The sequence below is a fragment of the Fictibacillus enclensis genome (assembly GCF_030123385.1).
Classification (GTDB): domain Bacteria; phylum Bacillota; class Bacilli; order Bacillales; family Fictibacillaceae; genus Fictibacillus_C; species Fictibacillus_C enclensis.
In genome coordinates this window covers 3063223-3082838 of the sequence record NZ_CP126109.1, presented here as the reverse complement: position 1 = coordinate 3082838, position 19616 = coordinate 3063223, and the positions used below count along the sequence as shown (strand labels likewise).

Annotated in this window: 23 protein-coding genes and 3 pseudogenes; 20 read left to right on the top strand and 6 right to left on the bottom strand. The window is 37.4% G+C overall.

Translation table 11 applies throughout. The features are described 5' to 3' along the window. Positions 1-207: 207 nt before the first annotated feature. Entirely contained in the window at positions 208-330 is a 123-nt protein-coding gene (locus QNH15_RS16265; protein WP_283889332.1) for a hypothetical protein, read from the top strand. Positions 331-665: 335 nt separating this feature from the next. Here QNH15_RS16265 and QNH15_RS16260 read toward each other — a convergent pair whose 3' ends face one another. Continuing rightward, a complete protein-coding gene (locus QNH15_RS16260) occupies positions 666-839 on the bottom strand; it encodes a hypothetical protein (protein ID WP_283889331.1) in 174 nt (57 codons plus the stop codon). 469 nt (positions 840-1308) lie between these two features. Here QNH15_RS16260 and QNH15_RS16255 point away from each other — a divergent pair, with 469 nt between their 5' ends. From QNH15_RS16255 to QNH15_RS16240, 5 genes and pseudogenes are all read left to right on the top strand, one after another. After that, a complete protein-coding gene (locus tag QNH15_RS16255; protein WP_283889330.1) occupies positions 1309-1497 on the top strand; it encodes a hypothetical protein in 189 nt (62 codons plus the stop codon). Between the two features lie 120 nt (positions 1498-1617). Beyond that, entirely contained in the window at positions 1618-1803 is a 186-nt protein-coding gene (locus QNH15_RS26225) for a peptidoglycan-binding domain-containing protein (protein ID WP_430667096.1), read from the top strand. A gap of 63 nt (positions 1804-1866) precedes the next feature. Further along, complete coding sequence (locus QNH15_RS16250) at positions 1867-2706, top strand: DUF2935 domain-containing protein (protein WP_283889329.1); 840 nt, start codon at positions 1867-1869, stop codon at positions 2704-2706. A 439-nt stretch (positions 2707-3145) separates the two neighbouring features. After that, a pseudogene (locus QNH15_RS16245) lies at positions 3146-4059 on the top strand (IS3 family transposase). A 474-nt stretch (positions 4060-4533) separates the two neighbouring features. After that, a complete protein-coding gene (locus QNH15_RS16240) occupies positions 4534-4725 on the top strand; it encodes a YbxH family protein (protein WP_061972838.1) in 192 nt (63 codons plus the stop codon). A 503-nt stretch (positions 4726-5228) separates the two neighbouring features. Here the strand turns inward: QNH15_RS16240 and QNH15_RS16235 are convergent. Further along, positions 5229-5378 carry a hypothetical protein gene (locus QNH15_RS16235; protein WP_175501808.1) on the bottom strand — a complete coding sequence of 50 codons (150 nt, stop codon included), beginning with the start codon at positions 5376-5378 and terminating at the stop codon, positions 5229-5231. 190 nt (positions 5379-5568) lie between these two features. Between QNH15_RS16235 and QNH15_RS16230 the strand changes: the two genes are divergently transcribed. After that, positions 5569-5787 (top strand): hypothetical protein, encoded by a 219-nt coding sequence (locus tag QNH15_RS16230; RefSeq protein ID WP_061972841.1) that lies wholly within the window; start codon positions 5569-5571, stop codon positions 5785-5787. A 250-nt stretch (positions 5788-6037) separates the two neighbouring features. Here the strand turns inward: QNH15_RS16230 and QNH15_RS16220 are convergent, their stop codons facing one another. Next, entirely contained in the window at positions 6038-6208 is a 171-nt protein-coding gene (locus QNH15_RS16220) for an imidazoleglycerol-phosphate dehydratase (RefSeq protein WP_091004403.1), read from the bottom strand. 540 nt (positions 6209-6748) lie between these two features. Between QNH15_RS16220 and QNH15_RS16215 the strand changes: the two genes are divergently transcribed. The 4 genes from QNH15_RS16215 to QNH15_RS16200 all read left to right on the top strand — a co-directional run bounded on the left by QNH15_RS16215 (position 6749) and on the right by QNH15_RS16200 (position 8482). Next, the gene (locus tag QNH15_RS16215; protein ID WP_283889328.1) at positions 6749-7138 is read left to right on the top strand and encodes a YggT family protein; all 390 of its coding nucleotides are present in this window, start codon (positions 6749-6751) and stop codon (positions 7136-7138) included. 86 nt (positions 7139-7224) lie between these two features. After that, positions 7225-7467: a DinB family protein gene (locus QNH15_RS16210; protein ID WP_347343383.1), complete on the top strand. Its 243-nt coding sequence runs from the start codon at positions 7225-7227 to the stop codon at positions 7465-7467. An 18-nt stretch (positions 7468-7485) separates the two neighbouring features. Beyond that, positions 7486-7791, top strand: a complete 306-nt coding sequence (locus QNH15_RS16205) for a hypothetical protein (protein ID WP_091004405.1) — start codon at positions 7486-7488, stop codon at positions 7789-7791. A gap of 469 nt (positions 7792-8260) precedes the next feature. After that, positions 8261-8482 carry a hypothetical protein gene (locus QNH15_RS16200; RefSeq protein ID WP_283889327.1) on the top strand — a complete coding sequence of 74 codons (222 nt, stop codon included), beginning with the start codon at positions 8261-8263 and terminating at the stop codon, positions 8480-8482. A 531-nt stretch (positions 8483-9013) separates the two neighbouring features. On the opposite strand, the gene QNH15_RS16195 is transcribed toward QNH15_RS16200, so the two are convergent. Then, positions 9014-9286 carry a stage V sporulation protein S gene (locus QNH15_RS16195; RefSeq protein WP_283889326.1) on the bottom strand — a complete coding sequence of 91 codons (273 nt, stop codon included), beginning with the start codon at positions 9284-9286 and terminating at the stop codon, positions 9014-9016. 411 nt (positions 9287-9697) lie between these two features. Then, the gene (locus tag QNH15_RS16190; RefSeq protein ID WP_283889325.1) at positions 9698-9919 is read right to left on the bottom strand and encodes a hypothetical protein; all 222 of its coding nucleotides are present in this window, start codon (positions 9917-9919) and stop codon (positions 9698-9700) included. Between the two features lie 355 nt (positions 9920-10274). Between QNH15_RS16190 and QNH15_RS16185 the strand changes: the two genes are divergently transcribed. From QNH15_RS16185 to QNH15_RS16175, 3 genes are all read left to right on the top strand, one after another. Next, positions 10275-10586: a hypothetical protein gene (locus QNH15_RS16185; protein ID WP_283889324.1), complete on the top strand. Its 312-nt coding sequence runs from the start codon at positions 10275-10277 to the stop codon at positions 10584-10586. Between the two features lie 1333 nt (positions 10587-11919). Next, positions 11920-12918 (top strand): aldo/keto reductase, encoded by a 999-nt coding sequence (locus QNH15_RS16180; RefSeq protein WP_283889323.1) that lies wholly within the window; start codon positions 11920-11922, stop codon positions 12916-12918. Positions 12919-13352: 434 nt separating this feature from the next. After that, positions 13353-13697 carry a cupin domain-containing protein gene (locus QNH15_RS16175; RefSeq protein WP_283889322.1) on the top strand — a complete coding sequence of 115 codons (345 nt, stop codon included), beginning with the start codon at positions 13353-13355 and terminating at the stop codon, positions 13695-13697. Between the two features lie 270 nt (positions 13698-13967). On the opposite strand, the pseudogene QNH15_RS16170 reads toward QNH15_RS16175, so the two are convergent. Continuing rightward, positions 13968-14171, bottom strand: a pseudogene (locus QNH15_RS16170) (methyltransferase domain-containing protein); the annotation flags it as partial. 18 nt (positions 14172-14189) lie between these two features. Here QNH15_RS16170 and QNH15_RS16165 point away from each other — a divergent pair. From QNH15_RS16165 to QNH15_RS16140, 6 genes and pseudogenes are all read left to right on the top strand, one after another. Continuing rightward, positions 14190-14765, top strand: a complete 576-nt coding sequence (locus tag QNH15_RS16165) for a dihydrofolate reductase family protein (protein ID WP_283889321.1) — start codon at positions 14190-14192, stop codon at positions 14763-14765. 309 nt (positions 14766-15074) lie between these two features. Further along, complete coding sequence (locus QNH15_RS16160; protein WP_283889320.1) at positions 15075-15506, top strand: SRPBCC family protein; 432 nt, start codon at positions 15075-15077, stop codon at positions 15504-15506. 317 nt (positions 15507-15823) lie between these two features. Then, positions 15824-16222 carry an alcohol dehydrogenase catalytic domain-containing protein gene (locus QNH15_RS16155; protein WP_283889319.1) on the top strand — a complete coding sequence of 133 codons (399 nt, stop codon included), beginning with the start codon at positions 15824-15826 and terminating at the stop codon, positions 16220-16222. Beyond that, the gene (locus tag QNH15_RS16150; RefSeq protein WP_430667170.1) at positions 16201-16683 is read left to right on the top strand and encodes a zinc-binding dehydrogenase; all 483 of its coding nucleotides are present in this window, start codon (positions 16201-16203) and stop codon (positions 16681-16683) included. Before QNH15_RS16155 ends, QNH15_RS16150 begins: the two co-directional genes overlap by 22 nt. Positions 16684-17813: 1130 nt before the next feature. Continuing rightward, the gene (locus tag QNH15_RS16145) at positions 17814-18203 is read left to right on the top strand and encodes an NUDIX hydrolase (RefSeq protein ID WP_283889317.1); all 390 of its coding nucleotides are present in this window, start codon (positions 17814-17816) and stop codon (positions 18201-18203) included. A 372-nt stretch (positions 18204-18575) separates the two neighbouring features. Then, a pseudogene (locus tag QNH15_RS16140) lies at positions 18576-18947 on the top strand (sigma-70 family RNA polymerase sigma factor); the annotation flags it as partial. Positions 18948-19616: the final 669 nt, after the last annotated feature.

Sequence of the window (19616 nt, the reverse complement as noted above, 5' to 3'; positions counted from 1 at the left end):
TTTGTTTTTTCCTCAATAGGGCAAGTATTGTAAGAACCACCAATATTAAGAGATAAACAGTGGAGCCGATCCCATTATTTTTATAAAATATGAAAAAAATAAAAATAATGGATAATGCCGCTACTCCTAGTATGGTTACTTGAAAGAATGGCTTGCTGGTATATTGACGGCGAAGCGAATTGGTTAAGGCATAAGGGAGTTGATGATATGGCTAATGAAATCGAAGTCGCATTTGAAAGACTTTTTAAAGAAGAGTATGAGGGTAAATTAGCGTTTGCTAAAGATATGGATGATAAGGATGGAAATTATCCATTACCAAGGCGCCTGTGAAGGATTTCAACTTGCAAAACTGCTTTTGGCCCGTATATTTTCTCCCGCAAATTTAAGAATTGAAGCGTCCTCTCGAGGGTGCTTTTTTTATTTTACTTGCTATTATGCTTTAGGTATCCTGCAGGAAGTAAAAAAAGGTGACTAATCTCATTTTAGGGAACAATCAAGGAGTGGTGTTCTCTGATTGGTATTACTATTAATCTATGGGGAAATCTATTAATGGTGTAGGAGTATAGAGCGGATTTTCTACCCTTTTTGCTTATACCTTCAAATAAACTGCCACGTTAACTCAATAAAAAAAGCCACCCGTAAAGGCAGCCTGGATTTCATTGAACTTAATGTTTTTTCTTTTTCTTTTTTTTCTTTTTACATACAAACCAAGAAGAGCTTGAAGAACTTGAAGAGCTAGAACGACGGCGTTTCTTAGCTTGGGATCTTCTATTTTCTCTACTAGATTGATGTTCATTAGATTCATGAAATGAACCATTACAACCACAACCACAAGACATGAGAGATCACCTCCTCTCACTCAACCTGAGATTAAATAATCTCACAATATATTATGTCGGACTCTATTAGTTTGATAACATTTAAATAAAAATGTACTTTTGCTAGAGTAAGATTAGAAAGGGTCTCAGTCATCCTTAGTCTATATCCCGAGAATTTTTTTATTGGCCATGTCCATGATTCAAGCTGATTGGTTAAAAACTAATCAGCTTTTTTAAATAAGCAAAGGCAACTCTTATTTTTGATAACATCGTGTACCTTTATTAAAGGATTTAAGAACCTTCTCGCGAATTATTTTTGTCGGAAGGAGAATTGGTGAATGAAAAAAAAGAATTATTAAATGCTTGAATTGTAAAGTTGTGCTGCATCCTACAGACTGGAAGATCCTTAAGCAAGAAGGGAAATTGCCGTACTGTGATGATTGTGAGCATATCACCTGGCCATCTGTCACTTTGGTGAAGGGAGGTGAGAATGATGAGTCTGCAGCGTGGATTAGAAAAAGAGATTGAGAGCATGTCGCCTGAAGAGGCGAGAAGAATTGTGACTGAAGCTTTTTTAGTTTTAGATGAAGTGAAAGAGCCGGCAGATGCGGGGATTAGTAAGGAAGAAGCATTCGATCAGATTAAAAAAATATTAAATTCAAATATCAAAGTTAAATAGAATTACATAAAGTCGCCTGTGAGTGGGTGGCTTTTTTTATTGCCTACATATAGAGAGGAAAACATTATTGGTTACTTCGGTGTTTGTGATGCCTAGCCGCAGTCTTCCTATAAGTACCCTTTGCCTTCTATCACAGTTGGTAAAGGTAAAAAGAATCCGAAGGCTGAGATCCTGAAGCTTCAAAAGGCGTTGAATGCTGTTAGATTTAAATGCGGGGCTGAGGATGGACTATGGGGACCAAAAACCCAGGATGCACTTGAAAGGTTCCAGAAGGTTTATCTTCCATATTCCTCAATTTTTAAATAAGCATATTCAAACGGCCAAGTATATATAAATTGAATGAAGGAAGTATATCAGGGAGGTTATAGAATGAACGGGGAAGATTCATCTTTGCATGCCGATACCGGTGTTACCTCTGGATTGTTTGTTGAACGCTCTTTAAATGAAATTCGTTTTTGGGCTAGAATCATGAAAGAACATTCTTTATTTCTTCGATTGGGTTTTAGAGCAGAAGATACTCAACTAATTCAAGAGGCTAATCAATTTTATCGCATATTTGAACGCATCGAACAAACTGCACATTCCTTTAATAATCAAACAGACCCAGAACAAATAAGAAGATTTAATTCCGATGTTCAACAAGCGGCAACTAATATTTTCTTCTTTAAACGGAAAATATTAGGACTAATTCTCACATGCAAATTGCCTGGGCAAAATAATTTTCCACTATTAGTTGACCATACAAGTAGGGAAGCAAATTATTTTAGAAAACGATTATTAGAATTAAATGAAGGAAAATTACAAGCGCTTCCAGATGCCATTATTAAAGAAAATGTCTTCTTCTTAAGGATTATGGCAGACCATGCCAAATTTATTGGTCATCTCCTTGATCCATCAGAAAGGAAACTAGTTGATTTAGCACGGAATTTTAGCAATGATTTTGATCAATTGTTGTATCAAGCAAGGGACTTAGAATCTATGAAGCCACAATCTCAAACAGTTCCTCTTTTAGATCAATTTCTTGATCAAAACCGGGTGTCTGTCGTATCTCTTAGGGACTTCAAGAAAACAGCCCGTGATTTAATTGAACAATGTAAAATAAAAAGCATTATTCATCCTCTATTAGCAGACCATGTTTTCAGGGAAGCGGATAGGTTCCTTGAAATCATTGATATGTTTGACGCGCATCTCACAGGCGGTACCCGATAACTAGCAAAAGTTAAAGAATGTGCAACTTGGTTTAATAAAACATTGGAGCTGGCCGAGTTGTGGAGGCTGCTCTTTTTTTATTTTACTTAAAGATTGTGAAGAGTTGTATTTAAAGTAACGAGGGTTTTTATTAAAAAGGGACATAAACGCCTATCAATCAGCAAATGACATCACGCTCAAAGTATGTAAAACACAAATTCAAAAATAAAAACTCTATAACTGGGGGGATCCGCCCCAAAGTTCAATGTAAGAAAAGTTTTGACTAGGAAATCTCATTCCCTTAAAGAAGTATATGATTTAAATGGATTGTGATCGGACTTTGACCAAAATAAAAAGCCCCTCACCATAAATAGAGTGACCTAATTAAATGAGACAAAGGAAAAAACACCACCATGGTCGTAAATACAATTATCGACAAAGTGGAGGTGTTTTTCTTATGGTGAGAAAAAAGAAGGTCTATTCAGAAGAGCTGAAAAGAGAAGTGATTCGTCTAAAATTAACAGGAGAGTATTCCAACCAGGAACTGATGAATCAATTTGGGATTAAGAATCGTACGCAAATTAAAACGTGGATGAAGTGGTTTCGAGATGGGGAGGAACAACGGTTAGCCCAACCTATAGGGAAACAATATACCTTTGGGAAAGGACCGGAAGATGTAAGTGAGCTTGAACATCTTAAAAGAAAAGTAGCGATTTACGAGATGAGAGAAGAACTATTGGGAAAGTATCAGGAGATCGAAATACGGTGCAGAAGATCATTCAGAAATTTAACATTCAATGCCGGGTAAAACCAAAGAGAACCTCCTATACGGCAGGAGAAAGCAAATGTATCGTCGCCAATCTTCTGGAGCGAAACTTTTCAGCAGAGAAGCCCAATCAGAAATGGGTCACAGATATTACGTATTTGCCTTATTGAGAAAAGATGTTATATTTATCGACCATCATGGACTTGTACAACAACGAAATCCTGGCCTATCGAATCAGTGATAAACAAGATACCTCGCTCGTCACTCAAACCCTGGAAGACGCCTGCAGAGGACGAGAAACCTACGAGGTGATCTTGCATAGTGACCAGGGAGCTCAATATACTTCCTATGCTTTTCAGGAAAAGGCAAAAGAAAAAGGCATCATCACAAGCATGTCCCGGAAAGGCAATTGCTTGGATAATGCCGTCATCGAATCCTTCCATTCCTCGCTAAAGTCGGAAGAATTCAGCAGCCCGCTAAGACCGCGTCTTACATGTTCCATTGTACAAGAAAAAGTACAAGATTACATGTATTATTATAATTACAATCGACCATTTACAAAATTAAACTGCCATACTCCAGTAGAATTCAGGAGCATGGCAGCCTAGGTGTTTTTTTCTGTCCCAATTAGCTAGGTGAGGATCGGCACTTGCATATTTAAAGCGACACCTGTAGGCGTGCGGTAAAAGCCTACAACAGACGTAAGTATACGCTTTTCGTTGTGTTCAACAAAAGATGGAATTGACAACCAGACGAGAATGGCTGATTTTCTTTGTATTTAGATGATAATTCAGTAATGCAGTTGTTGGGAATTTCACCGCTGTGCACTTCTCTCACAAAGATATCGAGACGCTTTCAGTTTGGCTAATTCCATGTAGTGGACAGATAGCCCCAAAATCGGCGGATGATACCTTTTATTCGAATGATAACTTAGGCCGGGCTATTTGTAGGTCTATAGCACGTTCTTGCATTTTTCTTACTAGATTGAAAAGAAAAATATGAATTATAAGATTGTTAACAGCAGATTTGTGAAATATTAATTGTAGTGTTTATATATTTGGTTAAGGAGGGTGTTTGGGCCAATGGGTGCTGTGGAACGAAATGGTTTTCGGTTTGAACCAGAATATAGTGTAATCAACCAAAATGGCGCGATTCATGTATATAACAAAGGAGAGTTTTTGGAAGAAATAAAATTTTCTTTTTCAGGAAAATTTCCGGATCTTGATCAAATTGAAAAGTTAATTGACACCTACTGTAATCAGCGAGGCATTTGATTTTTTTGAAGTAAATGGAAAAATGTTTCGTTTTACTTTAATAAGGAGTAAGGCTTTTCAATTGAACTAACGGTGCGTTACTTGAAGATCCGGCTGCCAAACCTGGCGGATTTTTCCTATTGAACTATAGGGGCAGGTTAGTTTAAGAATGGTGTCGAGACGTGACCAACGCCTATTACACCACGATGGACAATGTCAATCGGTACTTTCATTTAACCAAAAAAATAATCCACCCTCGAGTTAACGGCTCCGGTGGATTATTTCTACCTTAACGTCGATCCCCCTTTCAGGGAACCTACTATGTATGGCCGTTGGTGTTCGTAGCACCAGCGGTCTTTTTTAATAAATGTCATTATTTATTATTATTCCCGCGAACGTTAAAAGATAACAAGCTATAGATCCTAAAATTATTTAATTCCTTCTTTGTAGCCCTTTGTGTAACCGTTTGCTCATTTAGTATCTTTATTTTTGTAACCGTCAAATCTGAAACTATGGAGCGATTGTTATTCTTGATTGTCTGCTGTTTTTGATTCTGGGTTAGATCTGTCAATTGACTCAGTATATTTTTCTTTATTACCAGGTTGATTTTCATCCGTTCGTGTATTCCATATACTATATTTGAGTGTATTTGGAACATCTTTGTTTTTTGCCATTATGAACACACCTCCGTTTAATATAGTATCAAAAAAAAATAAAACTATACTTCAATAAAGTTGTTTTATTTGTTTTGTTCATACTCTAATCATTATATGAAAAGGGAGCATAATTTGAGTCGAAACCATTTTATTTCTTACATACACTACTAATTGTTGGTTACATTAACAACAAGCGGAGGTGAAGAAAATGGCAGACAAAAAAGATAAAATTCAGGAAAACGTACGAACACAGCTTGGTGGCATGGGCCTATATGGCACAACAAGCAATGAGGAAGTAGCAGGATACCGGGCATCGGGAGATATTGAAAATGCCGGTCAGCTCGATAAGGGGTTTCAAAAAGAACCGGGTAATGAGGGTGAAACAGCATCTTTCTCTACTAAACAGCAAAGGGAAAATGAGTTATAAGGTAACTCGCTTTCTAATTGCTATTCGGTGCGTTTCACTGCATGCATTAGGGTATATCTAAATGTCCTTCTTTCTTGTATAGCATAAAAAAAGACCTGGTAGCAATTCACGATTTTCCACCAATTATCAATATATTTAGCTCGTCCCAAACATCTAGAACAAGCAACGGAATAACATCCCATTGAGTCAGATTCTGATGCTTTTCAGCTGAAGGCATAAAAAATCGTGAGGCGTAAACCTCACGATTTTTTTATGCTCCGCTTTCCTTTGGATCACTCTTTGATTTACTACCCTTTTTAGAACGATATTCTTTTCCTTTGTTATCATCCCCACTCACAAACTCACTGCTAAATTCTTGATTGTTTTGTGCTTGGGGTGAACCTTGATTTTGGCTTCCTTTGCTGCCGTTGCGACTTGTCATTACATTCCCTCCTTTATTCAAAAACTTCCTTCTTAGTATTGCTTATACGTTGCCTTTTACTCATTGTAGAAAATTATATTGCTTATTATTGGAGCCAGGATGGCTAATGCTCCTATCCCTTGAATGGCTTAAAAGATAATCATGCGGACGGGAACTAATATTTTTTCCGGGAAAGACATTCCGGGAAATTCTAGAGGGTATTAGTACCTCTACCGATACCTCTTTCCTGTGCGATATCACCCATTTCTATGGCCTGTAATCACAACAAAGTGCGTTTTACCTTCAACTTCCCTTTTGGAGAATCGGGACCCGTTCCAACACTAGAAGTCGCCATCCGAACAAAAGGTTGTAAGCTTCTCTAGCTTTCGGCTGTATTTGTTTTAGACCAGCCTCTTGACCCTATTAAAGCAACAATTACTGCAAATAGTCAAAGGGCATTTCAGGTTGAGGATGTGATCAGCTTAAAAGTATCGAATCCCGATAATCAAGATCACACATTGAGTGTATTTTTAGTGAAAACATTTTGTATATGTTGTACGGATGAAAATAACAAATGCAATGAATCTAAATCGAATTCGGAAGGAAATCGGAAGAAACATCGGGAGAAAAATTGGAAAAGAAAAAAGCGATCGAGTTCCAGCAGTTCTTAACATTGTTGATGGGTTGCTAATTGGGCAATATATTTACGATATTTATTATTGGTTAATGTTCATATCCATTCTTGGTTCCTGGTTTCCTCAATTTAATGCAACAAAGGTTTGCATATGGATTAGTAAACTAGTTGATCCTTACTTTGCTATCTTTCGGCGTTTTATCCCGCCGCTTGGTGTAATTGATTTTTCACCTATGATCGCTTTAATTGCATATAGATGTTTAAGGGGATTTGCTCTAGAAGATCTCTGCCAATTAATAAATATGATGGGCGTATAATAATGTAAACAACCTGTCTAACAGGGCTGCATGGCAGCTTTTTTTTATTGAACTAACCGGCGTTTAGTTGAAGAAGGTTTTCTGGAATTATTACAGAAGAAGTTAATAATGTAATTATTATTGGATGCATTAAATTTAAAAGATTAAAAGAGCTTTCTGATGAAGAAATTCAGAGCGTTTTCCCCTCTATATTGAAAGTGGTTTCTCACATGTACATCGTCGATCAACTTTGGTTTCATATTATTTCTGGTAAAGATATGCCCATTGGAAGTAGAGAAAGAAACAGGGGAAGGGTACAGAAAATTGTGCAAATAATAAGTTTTATATGAAAGGAAGGAGGAAATGTTATGAATCCTAATTCCATCGTATTAGAAGTATATACAAGTGATCGGAGACTGCACCAAATAACACTGCCAGTAGAAAAGTGGAAAGAGTACAAAGAAAATGAACTGGATATAGAACATGAAGAATTTAGAAAAGAGCAAAAAATCGTGTCAATTACTAAATATCTTTATAATGTAAACGGAAATATAGTCGGGTCCCGTCATTCTTTTTATAACGAGGAAGGCCGCCTAGTTCATTTTCAATTGTATGATAACAATTGGGAACCCCTTGAATCAGTTTCTCTTTATATTCCCGCACAGAAAAGTTAAGGGAGCGGGAGAACTTGAGACGGGATATGAAAATGTACATAAAAACAAAGAAGAGAATAATTTTAGAGAGGAGATTTGATTGAATACAGGAGACATAATAGTTCAATTGATGTTCGTCGTATTCTTTGCATTTCTTATTACTATGGTTGTATTGTTATTTAGAAGTCAAAGCAATCGAAACAAACAACAGAATAATATAGAAAGTAAGATTGACGAAGTTAGTTCTAAAATGGATAACGGCAATAACCTAACCTTAACAAACAGAGGTTGTAAACGAAAGTAAGAAATCCACCCGAGAATATGAAACAAAGTATGACCAATGTAAGTTTGATGGTAAAATGATATCTATGAGCTTGACGAGCCGGACTACAAAGCATTCAATAAAGGAACCACAAGAACCGGAGTCTTCCCAAGACTAATGCTGTTCGATGGTTTAAGGCTAGTAGATACATAAAGGGGAAATCAACATATGAAATCAATCAAGATCAACATGTTCTTCAGTGTAGGGGAGGGCTATTTAAGAAGGGCCATAGAAGCAATGAAGCGGTCGTCCGATCTCGATGAAAAAACGTTTAAAGAGTATGATGAGGCTTGTTTTGTAGCGGGTTATCTAGCAGGAGATGGAAATAAGGTCACCGTAGAAAAAAATAGAGACGATTGGACAGTGAAAATTCTTGAACGGAGAATTTAAAGAATCTAAAAAAAACTTTGCTCGAAATGAGTTCTAAATAGCGCAATCATAAATAAGAAGCAAAATCTAGTTTTTGTTGTTTCACTTAAAAACGTAGAAGTAAAAATATATCAAAGGTGTTTCTTCATACATGAGGAAACACCTTTTTCTCTAACTGCCTACTGTTACCTCTTACTATCTATACAACAATCGGTTTAGTTATTTAATTAGCATCAATCTTTGAGAATACTACAATCTGAAAACATAGAAAAAGTTTATTTATCTTTATATAAACTTGCGAATAGAAGGAGAGCCAGTGCAACAACAGCTATGGAAAGAATAGTCGTCATATCCATACCCCCTCTCAATCCTCACCGATATTGAGATCAAACCTTCACTTAAACATAATCTTTTACAGGTTGTCCGATTTTTTAAGGAGAATTACAGGATTTATCCTGTAATCTATTCTATGCGTGAGGATGGAAAACGGTATGTGTAAAATACATGTTTGCCTTTCCTGACCAAGTATTTGGCTCTTTACATAATGAAAATCTATCGTTGTTTTCTAGAGTCTATCCTTAATTTTATTGCAGTTTTTTCTTTACTATCGATTAAAATAGTTGTAAATCCCGGAACAAAAACCAGATCAAAACCACTGGGAGCTACAAATCCTCTTGCAATTGCAATGGATTTAATTGCTTGATTTAATGCACCTGCTCCCAACACTTGAATTTCTACATGACCAATTTCTCTTACTACGCCTGCTATTGCACCCGCAACTGATTTCGGCTTTGATTTTGATGATACTTTTAATACATTATCCATATACATGGGCCCCCCTGTTATTTGATCGCATGAATTTGATTACTAGAAGGAATATATTTATCGAAGATCTTTAAATATATTCATATCTAAATCAAACAGAACTATTAAGCGTATTACTCATGGCTAATGTAAGGTGATTAAAGGGACAAAATGATTAAAAACCTTCGCAATTTATTAACAGCTGAATCTAGTTCCTTCCATTATACATGTAGTTTGTATACAAACTATCTTTTTCTTAACGATATGTATATGGAATTAGGTAAATGGAGGCATTGAAGTTGGGTTCTGCAGATACGATGTGACTTAAAAATAAAGAGTGGTGTACTAGCTAGGTGCATTCTTAGGAGGATTTTTGGGAGAAATCCTGGGTTTCCCCTTAACGAACGGATTATCTTTCGAGCCATTCAAGCATCAGCACTCCCGGCTCCAATAACAAGCAATATAGCCCTGCGATTCCAAGAGTTCCTTATATATGCTGTTGCCCCCCATGGAGATCAGGAGTTGCATAACGGTTTCAAAGGGCAGCTTTTTCTTTCGGGTAAAATCTTTTTTGACATAAGGCGCTGGTGCGGCTGACATTTCTCGTATGAGGGATGTCAGCGTTTCATTTAGCGAATTTGCGTACTCATTCATTGGCGTAACCTCCTCGTTTTTTTCAAGGGGCTTCGCTACGCATTTCCATCTTCTTGTCAAGTCCTATTTTTCTTTTTCGTGCAAAAAAAGCGGGCTATCTTTTCGATAACCTGCTCTTTTTTCTTGATTTTTTGGCCCTGTGCCTTAACTTAATGACATTGACGGAAAAACGAGTCGTTTTCCGTCCGGCTTTCATTTTAGGGACTTATTAGACAGCCCCTTTGAAGCAGTTTTTTTTCTAACCCTTTATAACGTAGTGTCCACAGAACATTAGACCTACTTTGTATATTGATCATGGGATTGTAAATCTACGGTAACGGCGCCCAGTACTGTCTTGGTATAAAGTGCATAGGCTGTGACTGATGCTGGCCCTGTTGACCAGGTGTCCAGTGTACTGGATGAGTGTGTTGTCCCTGTTGACCAGGTGTCCAATGTACTGGATGAATGTGCTGCCCATGTTGTCCAGGTGCCCAATGTGCCGGGTGGGTGTGAGGGTGATGTACATGGTGTCCATGTGGCCAATGAATATGGTGGGGATGATGTCCATGCGACCATTGAGCGTGCTGGGTTTGTGGCATGTAATGCTGGCTGCTGCTATGATCACTATGTTGTTGTTGAACCATCACTCCTCCTGGAATCCATGAGCCAGGCTGCTGGTGTCGATTAACCAATAAAAAAACCTCCCTTCATTAAATCGAATAAGACTTCTGTATCAGTTTATAAACGTATAGTAAAACTGTTCTGGTGATACTGCCTAAATCATATGTAAATATCAGAGCTATAACAGGAACCTATGCAGGGGGTAAAGCGGGGGTAAAGGATTAAGTCTAACTTGATCTTCCGTAATCGGGCCATTTAATGGAATAAGACTTTCAAAAAAGACTGGATATTTATTTTAATGTTGGTATGTAGATTGTGAAGAAATGTACTTAAACTATAGGGCAGATTAGCTGTGCGAAATGTTTATGGCTTAAATTGAGAATGGTCACATTATACAGGTAAAGGTCAGACCTTACGGAACCGAAGGGTTATATCGAAGAATCAATTGACGGGGTAACGCCCTGAAGGGTTCTCTCTTAGTCGAATAGCACTGGACTTAGTAAGAATGATAGTGTTATAAACTCGGCGAAAAACGCGTGAGAATTTATCGTAACAGGTTAAGCTGACGAACTTCTGAATGTACGGGTATATACCTGCGATACATAGAAATGTGTATATCACCAAATTGTGAGGTTAGATGTGGGTGAGTAAAAATAACTAATATGAAAATCCATGATACGTTACAGGCGTATGAATGCTAACAGGCTGACAGGAAGCACCTAAGTTCATTCTATAATAGATATAATTCAACGTTGTAAGCCATAACGTGGAGGGCTTACTCCCAAAGAAGCGTTGGCAAGGAAACAATAATGACATTAGTTATTGTATAACTTGTCTTTATATCAGTGAAAGTAGGGGTACAGTACCAATGAAAGGTCTAATCAGCCTGGAGGGATAGCCACTAGACTAATGAAGAAACATTTAATCATGCAAGGCAAATCTTTATCGGTTAATAAGGTTCTTGTGAGACTAATAGAGGTTCACCTACTACGGGGGGCACCGACTTATTAAAACGGAAGAATTGAGACACGGAAGGAGCTTCGATTTCTAAAGTGTTGATGATTAAATCGAATTAGATTAGTTGGAACGCCGTATGAGGTCAAAGTCTCATGTACGGTGTGAACGGGGGGAAAAGGTGGCGATAACCTCAAACTCTTACCTATCTGTATTAAGAAGAACCGTTTAAATATATCCCGTTTTTACCGATTTATGGTAATGTTAAAGTAGTGAACATTTATGAAGAATTACTATGTAAAAGGGATTGTCCGCTTTCAATATTTAATGTCTTTTGTTGATTTAGTTGTTCTATTTGTTATTATTCGATATGCCGTTTGGAGCGGGATTTCAGAACGAAATTGGTTACAGATTGTCATTGAGACTGCCGAGGGGGAAATGTGTCTATGAAAAAAAGAGCACTTGGTCATAACGGTCCACTGGTTTCTGAGATTGGTCTCGGTTGTATGGGGATGTCATGGCTATATGGTAATGCTGAACGAAGCGAAAGCATTGCAACAATCCACGCAGCACTTGAGGAAGGCATTACACTCTTTGATACAGGGGATTTCTATGGCGATGGACACAATGAATTACTTCTACGTGAAGCATTCCAAGGAATCCAACGGGAAAATGTGTTCATTTCAGTAAAATTCGATGGCAAGCTACACTCTCAGGGCAAGAGTCATCGAAAGAGTGATAACCACCCTAATACAGTAAAGAATTTCCTTGAGGATACCCTACTGCGCCTAGGTGTTGAATACATCGATCTTTATCAACCAGGCACAGCCTGTATCGATCCAAACGTACCAATTGAAGAAACGGTTGGTGCAATTGCCGATATGGTAAAGAAGGGATATGTGCGTTACATTGGTCTTTCTGAAGTAGGAGTCGATACAATTCGTCGCGCGCACACTGTACATCCTATTAGTTGGCTGCAAATGGAATACTCACTATTTAATAGGAGCATCGAATCAAATATCTTGCCAACTCTACGGGAATTAGGTATTTCGCTTTCGGCTTATGGTGTTCTCTCAAGAGGTTTATTGAGCGGTACATGGTCAAAAGATCGGGTTCTAGGTTTGGATGATAAACGCAGTAATGGTCCACGGTTTGCCAACGAAAATATTGAAAAAAATTTAGCCCTTGTAGAGGCATTGCGTGAAATTGCTGAAGAAAAGCAAGCAACCATTGCACAGATTGCTGTCGCGTGGGTTTTATCCAAGGGTGAGGATGTTATCCCATTGATTGGTGCAAGAAAGCAGTCACAACTTCATGTTTCACTCGGCGCAGTTGACCTGAATTTAAGTTCAGACGACCTTTTACGAATTGAAGGAGCCGTACCTTCAGAACTTGTCGCCGGCGAATATTACCCGGTACCACGGAAAAAATGGTTCTTCAACTAACGGTTGCGTTAGCTGAAGATCAGAGCTGTCTTTAAGGCAGCTTTTTCTTATGGCACTAAAAGGGGCAAGTTAGTTCAAAAGGAATTTAATATATAATAGATTTTAAAGACACAAATGATTTTCCTAAGGGAAGTACAACAATTATGAGGAATAACAAAAAAACAAAAGGGGAACAGTGTATGAATAATGAATTTGAAAAGGCAATAAATTTACTTATCAAATTTGGAGCAGAGCAAGCCATTTATTCTATCATCAAATAAACTAAATAATCCTTCTTTAACTAACAGGTGCGTTAGCTAAAGATCGGAGCTGTCTTAAAGGCGGCTTTTTCTTATGGAACTAAAGGGGCAGGTGAGTTCAATATGAAAAAGGTATTTTCGTTCCACTGTCGAAATAAGTCAATTTAGGAAGATTAGATTTAAAGGAGAATCAAAATGCAGAAAAAAGGACAATTAGAGGTTTTTAGCCTAAATGAATTAATAAAAGACCAAAGTGACTACACAAATTTTATTGTAAGTGAAATAAATGACCACGCTCTTAGAATTGCTGTGATAAATGGAGAATTTCACTGGCATAAACACGAGGATTGCGATGAATTATTTTATGTATTGGAAGGTGAACTTTTCATTGATTTAGAAAATGATGAAACAGTTTCATTGAAAACTGGTGAAATATTTACTGTACCTGCAAATACAATGCATCGGACTCGTTCAAACGAACGGACAGTTAATATATGTTTTGAAAAGGTAAGTAATGATATAAATGGAAACAACAATTGATGTTTCATCAATGGTGTTGAAATTATCCGGAATGCAAGAGTTAAGCGAAAAAAGAGGGTAACGGCTCTTTTTCTTGTTTCACTAACGTAGCAGGATTATGGAATAACGGACACTGGATATCTCTGTTAATTAAAAAAAAATTAAGTTAGAATAGATCTAATATTAAGACATTAGGGTCAGTGGGGTGTGGGTATGATGGAAGGGTTATTTTTGGACGAGACAATTTATGGGTATGAAGATGTTTTAACAATGTTGGATTCTTTGTTGCAAGACTTTCCAATCGTATATGTCTGCTACGCCTAAGTCTCCACCTTGTAGAAAATAGGTGATTGCAAAGAAGCCATTCGGTTTTAAAGCTTTCTTGATTAGACCTATGTAGTTCATTCTACGGTGAGGAGCAATATGGTGAAAGCAACCCAAATCATAAACAACGTCATATGCACCCTCTTCAATATCTAATTCAAAAATATTATGAACAAAGGAGAACTGAAAATGAGAAAGCTCGTTCTATTTCTGCACGCATCGCTTGACGGTTTTGTAGAAGGGCCGAACGGTGAAATGGACATTGGCTGGGTTTCCTACGATGCTGAATTGGAGAAACACGCGAAAGAAATTCTGAGTACTGCCGACACTGTTATTTGGGGACGTGGGACTTATCAGATGATGCACAATTACTGGCCATCTGTGCCTTCGAACCCATCAGCTTCGCAGCATGAACGGGATCATGCCGAGTGGATCGAAAAGACATCCAAAATCGTTTTTTCCACGACGCTGGAGAAAGTCGAATGGAACAATTCCAGACTGGTGAAAGAAGATGTCGAGAAAGAGATCAAGAACCTCAAAGAGCAGCCAGGCAAGGATATGGTCATCCTCGGAAGTCCTAGGTTCGCACACTACCTTATGCAGCTTGATTTAATAGATGAGTATAAAATTACGGTTTCACCCGTCCTGATTGGCAGCGGGTTGCCGTTATTCAAAGGTCTCAAGGAGAAGATCAATCTTAAACTTATCGAAAACAAGACATTTGATTCTGGAGCCATAGGCCTCGTTTACCAGACGGTTAGATGAACTTGTCTCCTAAAGTAGATTACGCTAGCCGGATTACGTTAGCACAATAAAAACAGCGGCAGTCTAGGTCTTTCGAGTTCCTAGTCCGTCACTGCTTTTTTTACGAGTCAGTCTAATTCAGTTTGTCGGGTGATCGTGTCGTTAAGATTGGATCTTCCACAAACGGGTGTGTTAACTAAAGATCCGAGCTGTCTTTAAGACAGCTTTTTATTATGGAAATAAAGGTCAGGAGCGTGCTAAACTTATGGGTTGTACCCTAATTGTTTTAAAAAAAAAGGTGATTTTAAACAGGTAGAAGGAGAGAATTTTATGAACAATATTACGAAAATGAAAATATTGAAGCCAGTTAATGAAGTGTTTGAAGCCTTCGTAGACCCGTCAAAAATAGGGGATTTTTGGTTTTCATCGAGTTCTCAAAGATGGGAACAAGGTAAAACGATTACACTGAGATATGATGAATATGATGCACAAGGCGATATGAAAATAACGGAAATTGAGTTAAATAAGAAAATAGTGTTTCACTGGGGTACAAATGGGGAAGGCCATAGAGTTATGATTACCCTGAATGAATTAGATAATTCAGAAAGTATCATTGAAATCACTGAAGAAGGTTTTAACGAGAATGATGAAAATATAATAAGTCAGATGTTAGATAATAAAGAGGGTTGGGTCTATATGTTGACTTGTTTAAAGGGATATTTGGAATATGGTGTTAATTTGAGAGCTTCACTGCTTCATTAGTCTTTAATAAATAGGACAGGCTGTTTTGACAGCCTTTTCTTATTCCTTTAACTGAAAGATTGTGAAGAATTGAACTTAGAGCTGTCTTAAAGGCGGCTTTTTCTTGTGGAACTAAAGGGGCAGGTTAGTTTAAGAAAAAATTAACAAAATTAGGAAGGAATATATAATATTCCACATATATATTAGGGCCATCCATAAAGGTAATCTTCTAAAAATAAATATCCCTTATAACTTCGTTAAAATATGCAATGTAAAGGCAAGTACAGAATGAATTTTTATCAAAACTCAAATGTGAAGGAGAACCCATTATCAAAGCAATGGTATACAATAAATATGGAACGACTAACGTTCTTAACCTAAAAGAAATAGAAATACCTACTCTAAAACAAAATGAAGTATTGGTAAAGATTCATGCAGCTTCTGTAAATTATTGGGACTGGGACCTCCTTAGAGGTAAACCATTCCTGAATCGCCTTGGGGGTCTTCTAAAACCAAAATACAAAATCCTGGGTGCGGATATAGCAGGAAGGATTGAAGCAATTGGTAGAGAAGTCAATCATATCTCTGTAGGGGATGAGGTATTCGGAGACATATCCTGGTGTGGTTGGGGTGGGTTTGCGGAATATGTAAGTGTGAATGCAGAGGCATTTACGTTGAAGCCAGCCAGAATGACATTTGAGGCGAGGCTGCTGCGATACCACAAGCGGGAGTTCTAGCTCTACAGGGGCTTCGTGATATAGGACAGATTCATAAAGCTAAAAACGTCTTAATTAATGGTGCGGGTGGAGGCGTTGGAACATTTGCATTGCAAATTGCCAAATTATATGGAGCTGAAGTAACTTGTGTGGACAGTAAGAAAAAATTAGATACTCTTAAGTCCATTGGTGCAGACCATGTTATTGATTACACTGAAGAAGATTTCGCACAAAAAGGACAGTTTTATGATTTGATTCTCGATGTTGTAGGAACTCGGTCTATTTTCGACTACAAGCGGGTACTAAATCCTAAAGAAAGATATGTTCTGATTGGAGACTCCACGTCTCGAATCTTGCAACTGTTGATACTGGGACCCATGATTTATAAAACTGAAAGTAAGAAAATGGCTATTCTTATTCATAAACCTAATAACTTCATCTTGGTGAAGGAAACGTCAAGGGAAAGGTGGTCGTCTGCATGACAAATAATCAGACTTAATCAAAGATATGGAATTTATTAAGAATGTTACCAGTCCCGCAAAGTAAATTTGTGAACTATTGTACTTAAAGTAAAGGGTGCGTTAGTTGAAAATCGTTTGGCCGCTTTTTTATGATGCTGTTTTACTCAAGGGCAGGTTACTAAAGCAGGTTAATTGATATTAACAAATGAAAAATGTAGCAGGGCTTGCCCAGCTACATCTCATACATCCTATTTAACAAATAACAGCTTCCATCTTCGGCAAACCATAAAAATTTACCAGATTTAATATTAAACTCAACGGTGTTTTTATTATAAATTAACTTTGTTACTTTTTTAAATTGCATTAGTAATTCCATCGGGGGATCTGTGATAATGTCCTGAGTGTAGTTAGTAATGACAAATCCTTTTGGATCTAATCTTCGATCAGGTTTTACTTCTGTCATCCAATTGCCGTTAAGCAAAATCGACTTAGCTATTATTTTCTTTTTCCGATTCTGAACAGACCAGATCTTTCGGCAATTACACCGATGTATTTTACACTTCATCCCATAACCCTCTTTTCTTTTAAAATAAGGTCATGGTTCATTATATTTAAACTTTTAGCAAATCATTATGATAAGATGATTGCCTTTGATTAGTTTTTTTAGTTAACAGTAAGAATGGTAAAAATATTCCGCCTTTTCTACTTGGGGTTACCTTGTAATTAAAAATTTAGCTAAAATTTTTTTTATAAAACGGGTTAGTTCTTGTTCAACGAAGGGGAACTTGAGCACAAAAAGATCGCTACGGCGAACATTTCTCTTCTTCAAGAGACGGTCAGGTTAATGAAGAAATATTATCAAGTGTATCCTTGATAAACCATTAAAGACTAAATCAAATAAGTATTCCTCAGTTTCCAAAAAGGTTAAAGGGGATTGTTTTCAGTGACAATGACAAAAAGAAAAAAGCTCGGGCTAAAAGAAGAAAAATATAATAAACAATTTCGTTTGTGAAACAATCGATTATTGAAATAAACTTAAAAGTACTTATTGTACTAACGGGTGCGTTAACTAAAGATCGGAGCTGTCTTTACCTTTTTCTTATTCCACTGGCAGTTATATTTAATAAGGTGAATTTAAATGGAGGAACGTTGTGAGAAATAGAAGTTCGGTAATTCTAATACAAAATAAAAAGGTTGGACTAATTAAAAGGGTTAGAGAAGGTTCTGTATACTATGTATTTCCAGGTGGCGGAATAGAAGAAGGAGAGACACCTGAAAGAGCTGCTAAAAGGGAAGTCCTAGAAGAATTGGGAGTTGAAGTTAAGATTAACGAATGCATTGCAAAAGTTAACGGAAATCAATACTTCTTTCTATCAGAAATCATTGGCGGAACATTCGGAACTGGACAAGGCGATGAGTACATAGGCAGGAATAGAGGCAGAGGAACGTATTTGCCAATGTGGGTAGTTATTGAAAGGTTATCATCCATTGAGATTAAACCCAAAGAAGTTGCTTTAAAGGTTCAATCCTTATTGTCGTAACGGGTGCTTTACTTTAATAACAACGACAATAAAATTCTGTCATAGATCAAATAAAGATAGAATTAAGGCGTGCTAAATTGTTGCCAGTTCGCACTTAATGCTCCAGAGGATAAGCGGGCATAACTCGGAACACTAGAAAGAAGAAGGTAAGGGTGAATATTGAATTGAAACCTGCCATCCTTTATTTTCCTTGTGCGAATTTGGGGGGTCTATAGGAGTAAAAAAAACGTTATTTGCTTAATTAGTCGTTACTAATTCGACGAGGAAAAATGGATATTTTAGAGTGTGCTTCATTTCATATGGTACAGACACCTAACAAGCCCAACCCGGCATACAGATAAGAGTACGAAATAACCGCCGGGAGGTGTCTGAATGTCCGGGTTGCTTGTTGTATTAGGATACTTTTTCAAAGAAGTTATGCTGTTTGTCTCGTATGTGAAAAACAATGCGTTTCCGCAGCCCCTCAATGAAAATGAGGAGAAAGAATACTTAAAACGGATGGCCGAGGGAGACCAGGAGGCCAGAAGCAAACTGATCGAACACAACTTGCGTTTGGTTGCACATATCGTCAAGAAATTTGAGAATACAGGGGAAGATACGGAAGACCTGATTTCCATCGGGACCATCGGACTGATCAAGGCGATCGAGAGCTATTCGAGAGGGAAAGGCACGAAGCTTGCGACGTATGCGGCACGTTGTATTGAAAATGAGATTCAAATGTCATTACTTATTCATAAAAAAACGCCTCCAACAGCGCATGGTAGTGATTTTGAACTTCTCCCCCTGTTTTTGTAAGTTCTGGCCTAGGTATGTGTTAGAAACAGTGCAAAAGACAAACCCCCATTCAAATTAATTCGAATAGGGGTTTGTCTACTGTCTGAAGCTCTGTAGACCGAGCTATTTTATTTTGAGATTAAAAGTTGTAACTGCCCATAAAGAACGAATAACAATAACGAAACCATTAATGATCATTCAGACGTGATCATTTCCAATCCTAGATGGGATAATTCCTTGATTTTTTGCTCATCCTCAACCTATGAGTGCAAGAAGGCCAGACGATTGAATTCGTTGCGACTCTTTTGTTTTGTAATCAAATATTTATATTTGTCCCCCAATTATATAAAAACTAGGGAGCGAAATATATAAACAATCAAGTCTAGTCCACTTGATTCAAAAACCCATTTTATAACGATAGTAAGTAGGGCGCGGCGGTAAAACGCTGTTGCCTTTTTTACTGTACATAGCTCGGTAAACTGATTTCTAATTGCCCTACAGTCCGTTTCAATTAGAGTTGGAAAGCGGGTGTTGAGATGTTTTTTTTCCAACCTACTAAGCAATAAAAATAATGGATCTCATCTACATATCCATAAATACAGTTATGAAAATGTGAGCGTTTCAAAAAAATTGTCTTTC